The organism is Campylobacter concisus, assembly GCF_002913545.1.
In the GTDB taxonomy this organism is placed as follows: Bacteria; Campylobacterota; Campylobacteria; order Campylobacterales; family Campylobacteraceae; genus Campylobacter_A; species Campylobacter_A concisus_AV.
In genome coordinates, this window is the sequence record NZ_PPBR01000090.1 from 15,072 (window position 1) to 27,084 (window position 12,013).

At 41.0% G+C, this 12,013-nt stretch carries 10 protein-coding genes and 1 pseudogene; all 11 read right to left on the minus strand.

Features of this window, described 5'->3' with window-relative positions:
• Complete coding sequence (locus tag CYP05_RS05270; RefSeq protein ID WP_103642205.1) at window positions 1–459, minus strand: nitrous oxide reductase accessory protein NosL; 459 nt, start codon at window positions 457–459, stop codon at window positions 1–3.
• Window positions 456–995 carry a hypothetical protein gene (locus CYP05_RS05275; protein ID WP_103642206.1) on the minus strand — a complete coding sequence of 180 codons (540 nt, stop codon included), beginning with the start codon at window positions 993–995 and terminating at the stop codon, window positions 456–458. The genes CYP05_RS05270 and CYP05_RS05275 overlap by 4 nt, the downstream gene beginning before the upstream one ends.
• The gene (locus CYP05_RS05280; protein ID WP_103642207.1) at window positions 995–1,816 is read right to left on the minus strand and encodes an SEL1-like repeat protein; all 822 of its coding nucleotides are present in this window, start codon (window positions 1,814–1,816) and stop codon (window positions 995–997) included. The genes CYP05_RS05275 and CYP05_RS05280 overlap by 1 nt, the downstream gene beginning before the upstream one ends.
• A gap of 8 nt (window positions 1,817–1,824) precedes the next feature.
• The gene (ccsA, locus tag CYP05_RS05285) at window positions 1,825–4,443 is read right to left on the minus strand and encodes a cytochrome c biogenesis protein (RefSeq protein WP_103642208.1); all 2,619 of its coding nucleotides are present in this window, start codon (window positions 4,441–4,443) and stop codon (window positions 1,825–1,827) included.
• Window positions 4,444–4,459: 16 nt separating this feature from the next.
• The gene (nrfD, locus tag CYP05_RS05290) at window positions 4,460–5,389 is read right to left on the minus strand and encodes an NrfD/PsrC family molybdoenzyme membrane anchor subunit (RefSeq protein ID WP_103642209.1); all 930 of its coding nucleotides are present in this window, start codon (window positions 5,387–5,389) and stop codon (window positions 4,460–4,462) included.
• Window position 5,390: 1 nt separating this feature from the next.
• Window positions 5,391–6,062, minus strand: coding sequence for a 4Fe-4S dicluster domain-containing protein (locus tag CYP05_RS05295; RefSeq protein ID WP_181001178.1), 672 nt, complete (start codon window positions 6,060–6,062; stop codon window positions 5,391–5,393).
• A gap of 19 nt (window positions 6,063–6,081) precedes the next feature.
• Window positions 6,082–6,840, minus strand: coding sequence for an FKBP-type peptidyl-prolyl cis-trans isomerase (locus tag CYP05_RS05300; protein WP_103571790.1), 759 nt, complete (start codon window positions 6,838–6,840; stop codon window positions 6,082–6,084).
• Window positions 6,841–6,884: 44 nt separating this feature from the next.
• Window positions 6,885–8,951: a cytochrome c gene (locus tag CYP05_RS05305; RefSeq protein WP_002940704.1), complete on the minus strand. Its 2,067-nt coding sequence runs from the start codon at window positions 8,949–8,951 to the stop codon at window positions 6,885–6,887.
• A gap of 95 nt (window positions 8,952–9,046) precedes the next feature.
• Entirely contained in the window at window positions 9,047–10,474 is a 1,428-nt protein-coding gene (locus tag CYP05_RS05310) for a c-type heme family protein (protein WP_103642211.1), read from the minus strand.
• Window positions 10,464–11,153 carry a response regulator transcription factor gene (locus tag CYP05_RS05315; protein WP_002940643.1) on the minus strand — a complete coding sequence of 230 codons (690 nt, stop codon included), beginning with the start codon at window positions 11,151–11,153 and terminating at the stop codon, window positions 10,464–10,466. The genes CYP05_RS05310 and CYP05_RS05315 overlap by 11 nt, the downstream gene beginning before the upstream one ends.
• 485 nt (window positions 11,154–11,638) lie before the next feature.
• A pseudogene (locus tag CYP05_RS10355) lies at window positions 11,639–11,828 on the minus strand (methyl-accepting chemotaxis protein); the annotation flags it as partial.
• Window positions 11,829–12,013: the final 185 nt, after the last annotated feature.

Below are 12,013 nucleotides of genomic sequence, written 5' to 3' on the forward strand. Positions count from 1 at the left end.
TTATTTACCGATAAATGTCTTTATCTCGTCAAATTTTATGACACCTTTGCCAGCGTGATCTTTCATAAAGCTATTTGCCTTTGCTTCGTCTTTAAACGGGATAAACTCCTCGCCCATCGGTCCAAAAACGTTTGAGCCATGCACGTAAAACGCCTCTTTTGCATCGAGTTTTTCAAGCGTGTAATAATCACTCACATAAGCTTCTTTTGCCACCTCATCAGCAAAGTAAAAGTGCGCCATATCTTTTACGCCATCAAAATAATAATCCTTGCCACCAGCCTTTATAAGTGTCGCCCACTGCTTGTTTTTTATAGGCATGCCACACACCGCACATCTTGCGTCCTTTGGTAGCTCGATGCGCTCTTTTGACCCTTTATAGGCGTTTATGTTTGCATCACTCGTCAAATTTCCAGCCCACAAGGCAAAAACCGCACTAAGTAACAAAGCTATAAATTTCATCTTATCTCCTTTAGTTTCTCTTTTTCTAACTCGCCCTTTTCATAGAGCTTTTTTAACATCTCATCATCAAAGTCTATCTCGTAATAGCCCTTTACAAACTCGCTAAATTTATCAAACTCATCAAATGCATATCCAAGCAGCCAGCGTCCGCCGTTATTGCCACCGACTAAATTTTGATGCTCCATCCCGTCATACCAGATAAAAAAAGTCGTCTGCTCTATCTCATCTGGCAAGAAGTAAGAGCGAAATTTAGCAGCCTCGCCACTATAAATTTGCTCTACCACGCTTTTGTCTGCCATGCTAAGCGCATTTAGCTCATTTTCATGGTCAAACCCTCTAACCAGCACTGCCTCACGCGCAAATATCACATCGAGTAGATCGCCCTGCCCGTTATCTACCACGTATCTTAGGCTATTTTCATCCTCTTTTTTAGAAATGAGCCTTAGATACTCTTCATCTGGCTCCAAAAAGGCACTATCAAGCGCATATAGCGCCTCTAGGCTTGCCTCTTTATTGCCCCAGTTTTTAAAACTCATCAATTCTTTCCTAAAATTTCTAAATTCTCGCACGCCTCTTTTAAGCCATTTTTGCAGCTTTTAGTGAAAATTTCACGTGCTTTTTCTACGTCCTCTTTCACGCCTTTGCCCTCAGCTAGCATGATAGCGTAGTTGTTGCAGCCCTTTTCATAGGCGTATATGCACGCTTGCTCGTAAAGTTTCGTCGCTTTTGTAAGGTTTTGATCAACACCTTGCCCATAAACATATAAAAAGCCAAGATTATCACATCCTATGCCAGCTTCGTTTGCGCAGGCCATTTCGTAGTATGTTTTGGCTTTTGCGTAGTCTTTCTCGGTGCCCTCACCCTGAGCATACAAGTAGCCAAGGTTACTACATCCCATGCCGTCACCTGCCTTGCAAGCCTTCTCAAAGAGCTCTTTTGCTTTTTTTAGATCTTTTCTCACGCCAGTGCCGTTTGCATAGAGCAAGCCAAGCTCCGTGCAGCCCTCGTTGTCACTGCATGCTTTTTCGTAAAATTTAGCTGCTTTTTCGAGGTCTTTTTCTACGCCTTTGCCCTTTTCATAGACGTAGCCAAGGTTGCTGCAAGCCATAGAGAAATTTTGATCGCAAGCCTTTTCATAAAGCATCGCCGCCTTTGCTTCATCCTTTTTGACGTTGCCGTCCCCTCTGCTGTAAAGCACAGCTAGGTTGTAACAGCCTGATGCCTTTTTCTCTTTGTCGCAAGCATCTTCATAAATTTGCGCTAGTTTGTTGTGATCATCTTTTGCGTTTAAAGCCTCTTTGATGTAGCCAGCATTTAAAACGCATAAACTAGCAGCCAGTAAAATCAAACTCTTCATCATATCTCCTAAACTACTTTTATATCTCTGCCGCGATAAGCTAGGGCGATCAGCAAGGCAAGAGCCGCTAAGATCAAGTATATCAGCCCAGAAACGCCAAAGCTCTCGCCATTTGCGTATGAGTGAAGCCCGCTAAGGTAGAAATTTACTCCAAAATATGTAAAAAGCACCGAAGCAAATGATAGCACGCTAGCTGTTAAAAAGGCAAAAACGCCCCTTAGCTTTGGTATAAACCTTAAATGAAGCACTATGGCATAGACGATGATCGTGATGTATGACCAGCTCTCTTTGCTGTCCCAGCCCCAGTATCTGCCCCAGCTCTCATTTGCCCAGACGCCGCCTAAAAAATTCCCTATAGTTAGCAGGCTAAGTCCTATGATGAGGCTTAGCTCGTCGGTGGCGGCTAGGTATCTTATCTGCTCGCTAAGCTTTTGTTCATTTTTGTCATTTTTTAGAGCCATTAAGATAAGTCCCACAAGCCCCAGCACAAAGCCAAAGCCCAAAAAGCCGTAGCTTGCTGTGATGACGCTTACATGCACGCTAAGCCAAAATGACTTTAAAACTGGGACTAAATTTGTTATCTGTGGGTTTATAAAATTTAGATGAGCAACGAGCAAGCTAACACTTGCAAAGAGCGAAGCAGCGCCTAGTGCGAAGCTTTGATGCTTGAAAAATAGCACTCCAGCTAGCACGCTTATAAGCGAGATATAGACTAAACTCTCATAAGCATCACTCCAAGGTGCGTGACCTGAGATGTAAGCGCGTAGGGCTAAATTTAGAGCATGCACCGCAAATGCAGTGAAAAACGCAAGGCTAAGCGCTCTTTCAAATCTAAATTTCCTCCCAAAAAATATCCTATAAAAGCCAAGGGCAAGTGAAGCAAGAGCTAGGATCATATAAAAATAGATAAGAAATTTAAATATCTCCATTTGATTGTAGAGCACTTCAATGCTGGCCTTTGCCTTGCTTGGCGCAAGAGAGCCTAGAGTGCTTCTTTGGTAGTTTGAAATTTGCTCCAAACTCCTATCAGCCCCAGCGCACTCGCCAGTTTTTACGCAAAGGCTTAAATTTTCTATGTAAGCTCCTAAAACGCTTTTAAACTCATTTGAAATTTCATCTTTGCTAAAAGCTTCATTTACGCCTAGCCACGTGATCGCTTCACCATTTTTAGCTGGGATAAATTTTAAAATTTCGCCCTTTAGCGCAAGGTATAAGACATTTAGCCTCTCGTCAAATTTAATGACGTCGTTATCAAATTTATCTCTTTTTGAGGCGGATTTTTCATTTGCAGCCTCTACAAATTTAGCCAGCTTATACTCGCCATTTTCGTTAAAGACGTCATTAAAGCTAGCAAATTTCTCGCTAACGCCAAGAAGCTCGCCCACGCGCTCACTCGTGATCTTTACTATCTTTTTATCCATCCACTCTTGTGGCGAGATGGCAAAAGAGAGCATCAGCTCATCGCTACTAAGCCCAAAGAGCGTCGTTTTGGTTGAAATTTTGCTTATTACTGCCCTTGTGTAAGAGCCAGCTGGTGCGATCCTGCTATCAGTTTGAACTAAAATTTTGGCAAATTTATCTGCGTGAGCTTTAAAATTTATAGCTTCATCGCTTGCGAAATTTGGCGTAGCGTTAAGCAAAAGCAGGGCTAAAAACGCAAACTGCGTGCCTTTTATGAAGTTACAAAGTCTAAAAAATCGGCTCTTTTTGCTAAATAAATTTCCCACAAAGCCAAGGCAAAGCAGAAAATATCCGATGTAAGTTGGCACTTTGCCAGGATCAAAGCTGATCTCAAAGGCGCTCCCAAGCTCGTCAGCGTCGTATGATGACTGAAAAATTTTATAGCCCATGATGCTTAGTGGGTGATTTAGCGAAATTTCATGCTCGCTGCCTGCGATATTTACCCTGCTCGTGTAAGATGATGGGCTATTTAGCCCTGCGTAGCGCTCTAGGATAAATTTATCAAGCCTTAGTGAAAATGGTAAATTTATCGCTCGTGAGCTAAAGTAAAATTTCGCCTCTTGCCCGTCAAAGCTCAAAATGCTTGGCTCAAGATCGTATCCAGCGCCACCTTTTAGCTTGGCACTTTTGCTCTTTTGCCCAGCAAAGCCAGCCTCTATGCTAAGCATGGCTGGAGCGTTTTTCTCATCCTTTTTGTAGCCAACTATCTTTATAATAAATTCTTTGCCGTTTATATCTTTTTTGAAATGAAAGTCGTTTTTGCCAAGCAGGCTAAGTTTTAGTGGATATTCAAAGCTCTCATTTGAAATTTGCACTCTTAAATAGGGCTTTGTGCTTTGCATAGTGTTGCCACTCTCGCCAACTCTTAAGTGCATAACGCCCTCTTCGCCAAAGTATCTTGTAAGCACAGCACCGATGAAGATCACGATAAAAGCAAGATGTATCAAAAATGCGCCAAATTTCTTATACATCTTGGTTTTTACGATGCTAACGGCTAAACAAATAGCACAAGCTGCCATGACGCACTCGTACCAGAGCGCTTCATAAACAAGCACTCTAGCCGTCTGTGTGTCATAAAAATTTTCCAAAAAGGTCGCCGCCCCTGCACCAAAAGCAAGGATAAATAATAATATTAAAGACAAGCGATAAATGTTTAAAATTTTCATCACTTGCCCTTAAGCCTTAAATGCTATAAGTCTGTCCTGCATAAAGTATAAAAACCCTAAGCAATAAAACGCCAACGACTGCTGCAAATGAGCCAAGGTAGAAGCTAAATTTCATCTTGCCAAGTGCGAAATTTAAAACAAGAGGCAAGACAAAGCCAACTAAAACAACCCCAAGCCAAAAGAATTTAGCCCAAACGCCACTATAAAATGCAACTGCCGCGCCTTGCTGATAGCTTGAACCAAGCAAAAGCGATACAAAAAGCATTAAAATGAGTAAAATTTCAGCACATAAGACGTAAAACTCCACGCCATGAAGCGAGCTAAGGTCGCTTGAGTGTGGATCTTCTTTGAAAAATAGTGCCGCTATCAAGCTGCTACCACTTATGCCAGCACTAAGCCCTGAAGCTATAAAAAGCGCTGGTAAAACAGCAGTGTTTAAAAGTGGAAATCTAATAAGCACTGAGATCAAAAAGCCTGTATATGCGCAAATGATAACAGCAAAAATCAGGCAAAGCGCGCTTAAGAGCGGATAAAGTGGCGATAAAATTTTCATAACGCCATCAAAAAAGCCACAAAGTGACTTTAACTCCGCATTAAAGGCGTATAGACACATCAAAAAGCTAAGCGGTATAAACACGCAAAGCGCGGCTACACCGATAGACATAACCGATGTGAAGTTGTAATTAATCAAAATTTTCCAAAACAAAAGTGGCTTTTCAAGGTCAGCTATCAAGCAAACCATACCAAGCATGATGCTAACAAAGGCTAGAAGCGAAGCAGCCTTGAAAAATGGACTAAAGCCATCTTGCCTTTTGTAACGCTTTAGAACTATGGCAGCTATTAGCGCTCCGCCACTCATACCAGCTAGCAAAAGATAAACAGCGATCGGCCAGCCCCACTCTACTCCATGCGAAAATGTCGCAGTGAAATTTAATGCACCATCCATCTTACACCCCCGCTTTTACTTTAGGAATATATCTAAGGCTTGGTTTTGTGCCAAGTTCTGCTCTTAGCCTTATGCTATCTTTGACAGCTAGTAACTGGCTAATGTGCGAGTTCTCATCGTTTAAATCGCCAAAGACCAAAGCCTCATATCTGCACGCCTCAACGCAGGCTGGATCTTTTTTATCCTTTAAATTTGTATCTATGCAGAAGTTACAGCTTTGGGCTGAGTGACTAAACTTATCGATATATCTCACGTCGTAAGGACAGGCTACGATGCAGTATTTACAGGCGATGCAGTCATCTATGTTTGTAGTTTGGATGCCAGTTTTTATATCCTTGTGACAGGCTTTTGTTGGGCAAACAGCCACGCAAGGTGCATCCTCGCACTGCTGGCAAGATACTCTTACATATCTTTTATCAAGAAAATTCTTTGGATCAGTCTTATCCTCTACAAAAAGTCTCATCTGCCCTTTTGGGACTAAATTTACCTTTCTACATGCCACTTCGCAGTCCGTGCAGCCGACGCATTTGTTTTGGTCAAATATCATGCCAAAATGTGGTTTTTTCGCACTCTCTTCACTTTTAAAAGCAAAACCACTACTTGCCACGCTAGCACCAGCAGCCACAACTGCCATGCGTTTAAAAAAGGCTCTTCTGCTATTTTGATTTTGCATTTTTAACTCCATTTATGCCTTAATGAGGCTTTTTAATGCCCTCATTTTGCTCTTTTTCATGAATTTTTCTTGCTGCCTCAGCTAGTTCGCCAGGCTTTAAGACCTTAATAAGCTCTATCTCAAAAACGATAGTCTCGCCTCCAGGTATCCCCTCCATGCCGCTATCGCCGTATGCAAGCTCAGGCGGGATGACAAATTTAAACTTCTCGCCCTCTTTCATAAGCATAAGTCCCTCTTCAAGACCAGGGATCAAATTTAGCATCGAAAGATGAGCTGGAGCCTCTTTTGTCTCGTCAAAGACCTTGCCATCGACAAAGCTTGCTTTATAATTTACTATGATGATGCTCTCAGGCTTTGGAGTAGCCCCTTTTGAGCCACCTTTTATGATCTCATATTGTAAATTTGATTTTGTTGTTTTTACATTTTTGTTTTTTGCATTTTTTTCCATATAGGCTTTGCCTTGGGCTAAATTCTCTTTTAGCTTGGCAGCCTCTTTTTCTTTTACTATCTTATCTAAGCTTTCAGCTCTCTTGTTTAGTAGCTTTGCTATCTCATCATCACTTAGTTTTAGCTCGCTCTTTAGCGCATCGCTAAAGCCTTTTATCACTGCATCAGCGTCATAGCCAACACCTAGTTGCTTTTGATCTAGCAGTCCTTTTAAAACATATCCGCCACTTGTTGCGCCTATGGCATAAGAGTCGTTTGTATCGACATTTGCTAAGAGGCTAGCCACGCTTAGGCTAAGAAGTAGCGAACATTTTAAAAACCCATTTTTCATTTCAAACCCTTAAGATTAAAGGGGCTAAAACTAGCCCCTAAATGCTATAAATTTTTGTTTAGAATTCTCTGAGCTTCTTTTATATACTCTTTAGATGCATCTAGTCTTTGTTTAGTAAATTTAAATCCGTGCATACCCCACGAACCATCTTTTTCGACCATATCGATGATCTCTTGAGCGTTTTGGACAAGCTCATAAACTCTTGCTTTATCACTTGGATCTAGCTTTTTAGTCTCTAGCAGTGAGTAAATTCCCTCGATGCCTATTTTTACCTCTGAGAATTCATTTTTAACTGGAGTTTGCCATCCCATAACCTCATCATAAACTTGTTTTTGGTTTTTGAAGTGAAGTGTTGGTTTTAGCTCAGATAGCACTGGGCTATGGCAGCCTTTATTATCTTTCATATCTTTATCAGCCCAAGATGTTCTAGCACATGCCCACATCAAATCAACATAGTTGTGGCCATTTTTATCTCTCTCAAAGTGCCAATCTTTAGCATCTCTTGGACCTTTAGCAGCGTCGCCTGGGACTAGAGATTTCTCTTTTGGATCGACCATGATCTTCCAGATGTGAGAGCGTCTTTGAGTATCAAAGCCAGCGTTGTCTTGGAACTGAACAGCGTAGAAATTCTCGCAGCTCATCATAAATGGCATGTGGCAAGATGCACAAGTGTTGTTTTTGTGAGTATCTGCTTTTGATGCAATATATGCTTGAGTCTCGTGACAATCTTTACAATCTTTTTTGATCTTTGGTTTAGTGTAGAACGCACTTAGATAGCCTTGATCTGGGTTGTAGTTCATACCAGTTACGCTCTTATCGCCTACAACGTTACCTGTGTTGTCGTGTGGATCGTGGCAAGTGACGCATCTCATACCTTTATCGTAGTGAGCGGTAAAGTATGATTGTGAGCCTTCTGAGCCGCATCCTGGTCCCATTGATTTAAATTTAGAGCTAAGTGAGAGATCAAGCTTGCCGTTATTAAGTGGGTTAGCTCGCATTAGATCTGGGCTAAAGTTAAATCTTTGGTGACAGCGTTCGCAGTTTGATGTTCTAAAATTTGTAGCTCCATCAAGGTGACCGCCAGCTCCGTGGCACTCCTCACAGCTTACGCCTTTTGAGATAGTGTGTTTTTGAAGCTCTTTGGCATTACCAAGTGCTGCGTAAAATTCTGCTTTTGACTTAAAGTCAAATTTAACTGGGTGGCAAACCTCACAATATGATGAGTTTGCTTGGAAAAACATCGACTTTTTATGTTTTGCGGCGTATGAGGCAAGACCTCTAACATATCCGCCATTATCGCCATACTCTTCAAGCGTGCCAGGAAATTCTGGGACGAGCTCTTTTATCTTTTTAACAGTTGCGTCGTCTAAATTTAACGCCCATGTTCTTTGCCATTGGTTTGATCCAGCTACGATCTGACCTGTGCCATCTCTTAGCAAACCGCCCTCAACGTAGTAAGTACCACGAAGTAGCCATGCATCGACGTAGCCCATCTTAGTTCTTAAGTGACCAACGGTTGCATAGATGACATCTGGAGTAATACCTTTTGGAAGGATAGAAGCGGTATCTTTGTCAAATACTGGCTCAGTTAGGTTGTTATTGACCTCTGGGTGCTCGCCAGGGAAGCGCATAGTAGTTGCGTGGCGAGATCTGCTCCAGACCTCATACTGAGCTGGGTGACACTCACCGCACTTTTCTGGACCTACAAATTTATTAGGAAATTGAAGTGATGAGGTGGCTGGAATTCTATACATCATAGAGCTATAGCCCTTACCACCATCTCTTTTACTAAGCTTTGACATATCAAAGCCATGTCCCTCGGCAAGCCACTCTAAGCCGCGGTCATGAACGACCATTTTGCCGACGGTTTTGCCACCATACTTTGTAAAAATAGGGTGGTTTTTAAATAGCCAGTTATACATCTCTTGCTCTTCTACGACGTAGTCTTGCAAGGAGACAACACCTCTACTTTGCAGTGTGCCTTTAGGATTTGCGATAACATCACGTGCTTTATCGGACATCTGCATATTATGCTCTTCGCAACAGGCTTGTGAAGCAAAGATACTAACACCCATGAGTAAGCCTGCTAAGGCTTTGTGTAAGTTTCTCACGTCTCCTCCTTTGAATTTTTATCCTAAAATCAAAATGATTTCATACTGATAATCTTAACACCAAAAAAGGGCAGAAAAGGGGGAAAATTAACAAATTATAAATTTTCGAAACTAATTGTAAATGCAACGTGGTTTTCATCCACATTTTTAGCAAAGATTAGGGCATTATTTTTGCGAGCGATAAGGCGGCTCATATATAGCCCAAGCCCGCTACCGCTCTCTTTTGTGCTAAAGTGTGGCTCAAAGATAACCTTTAAAAATGAATTTTTTATCGCTCCTGCATTATTTTGCACGCATAAATTCTTGCGATCATCTTTTAAAAAGGCGCTTATCTTTATCACTCTTGGCTTTGTGTAGCTTTGTTTAAATGCGTCTTTTGCGTTGTTTATGATGTTTATTAAAATTTGGATTATCTCATTAAAGTTTGCAAATACCTCAAAATTTTCTCTCACATCAAGCTGCACTTCGATCTGATACTTTTTAAGCGTTGCGTTTAAAATTTTTATCGTTTGATTTATCACTTCAAGCACCTTAAACTCTTTTCTCAAGGTATTTGGACTAAAGAAATTTTTAAAGTCATCAACGGTTTCTGACATGAAATTTATCTGCTTGCTTGTCTCTTCTATAAACTCATAAATTTTCGCCTCATCAAGCTTTTTTCGCTCCTGATAAAGCTCTAAATTTATCAAAGCCGAGCTTATCTGAGCAAGCGGCTGCTTCCACTGGTGCGAGATATTGCCTATCATCTCGCCCATAGAGGCTAGGCGGCTTTGATGTATCATTAGCTGCTCAGTCTGCTTTTTGCTCTCTTCTCCACGCCTATGCATCTTATAAACAAGTAGCAAAAATAGCCCAAAGATAAGCGTTATAGCGCTCATTATGATGATGACCTCTTGCAAATGGTAGGTAAAAATGGCGCGGATTGGTATCTTAAACGAGATCATCGCGACCGTTTCGTTCACGTCTGGGATATCTATGCCCTGCATGCCATATTTTTCTAGCATTTGTTGTGGGGCATTTGCGCTGCTATGACAGGCTAGGCAGCTTGGACTTTGGTTTTTTATAGGCAGACCCACAAAGAGCTGTGAGCCATTTTCATCTTTTATTATCTTTACAAATTCTTTAAATTTATTCTCTTTAAAGCCATGCAAGACGCCGGCTTCAAATTCATTTGGCTGATGGGCTTTATTTAGCGGAGCGATGGCAACTAGCTTGTAGTCAAATTCAAGGTTGTATTTTTTCTTTTGGATGTTGTAAATTTCACGGCTTATATATGATGACGATAGAAGCCTCTCGTCAAAAAAGTCCTCTTTTAAGATGCCCTGCTCTTTTAACTGCTCGATTAGTGGGCGCTGAACTTCAGCGATGTACTCTCTTACTGAATTTATGCCCTCCAAAACATAATACGCCTCTTTTTTGGCGTCTTTCATCGCAAGATCGTTGTAGAAATTTAAAACAAGTGCCGAAACTAGCAGATAGACAAAGATAAAAGCACCGACTATTAGCTGAAATTTATATCTCACAAAGGTAGCCCACGCCGTATAAATTTTTGATCACGTCTTTGCCAAGCTTTCTTCTAAGCTCTTTTACGATCGTCTTTATAGCCTCTTTTGTCGGTTGCTCGTAGTCCCAGATGTAGTCAAAAATTTGTTCATAAGTGATAGTTTGGTTTTTGTTGTTTAAAAAGTACTCCAAAAGCTTGCTCTCGCTCTTGCTTAGATGAGAAATTTCGCCATTTACATAAAGTGCTTTTTTACCAAAATCATACTCAAGTTCGTCATTTAGCCTGATAGTTGGTGTGCGTCCAACTAGCTCAAACGCCACATCTTCAAGCGCTTTAACAAAAGATTTTTTATCGTATGGTTTTGCAAGATATCTTGTGATCTTTAGCTCAACCGCGCGCCACAGATACTCTTGCTCGACGTGGCTAGATAAGATCACGATAGGGATTTTTTGATTGATAGCTCTTACTTTTTTAGCGATCTCAAGACCATCGATATTTGGCACGCTGATATCAAGCACTAGCACGTCATACGCCCCACTCATTGCAAGCTCAAGCGCATCAAAGCCGTCTGTGACGCCTTTAACTTCTGCAAAAAAGAGCTCCAGCGAGGCGCAGATATTTCGCAAAATCGCCTCTTCATCTTCTAAGCAAAGGACCTTTTTGTTTGATAAAACATCTAAAATATCATACTCTTGCATACGTCATCTCATCTCTTAAGCCAAAATACCGACTTAAATAACACAAAATAAAAACTATTTCATAAATTTACATCATGATCGTAAGCTTAAAGTAAAAAAACAGCTCACTACTTAAGCGATAAATTTAAAAGAAAAAGTTAAATTTAGCCAAAGATTTGGCTAAATTTATCAGGTTCTAAATTTTGAAAGGCTAGTGTTTAGATTATCAGTCATCTTTGAAAGATGAGCGGCTGCAAGTGAAATTTCATCCATACTTTTTGAGTTTTGTTTTGAAATTTCATCGATATTTACGATGCCTTTTATCAGCTCTTCGACCTTATGTCCAGTTTCTAGATAGTCCTTCGTAGAGGTCTCATTTAAGCTAACGCTCTCGTTCATTAGCTGGTTCATATTTTCTATTTTTTCATTGATTTGGGCTGATTTTTTGCAAAGTTCGCCAGCTTTTTTAGCATTATCGCCGATAGTTTGGCTTGAGTTTGAGATCGCTTCAACGATTAAATTTATAGTCGCATTTATCTCGCTTAGGCTATTTTGCGTGCGCTCAGCCAGCTGTCTAACCTCATCAGCCACGACTGCAAAGCCACGTCCGTGCTCTCCTGCGCGCGCTGCTTCTATGGCGGCATTTAGAGCAAGTAAATTTGTCTGATCAGCGATGTCGTCGATGATATTTAAGACATCTTTTACATTTTTAGCTTGATCAGCCAGGCTTTTCATTGAGCTAGCGAGTGAAATTTCGCTATTTGCAGCCTCATCTACATTTTTACTAAGTCCTAAAACATCGTTTGAGACCTCATTTATGTATAGACAGGTTCTTTCAAGATTTTCTTTGCTCTTTTTAGCCTCCTCAAATGAGCTCTTTA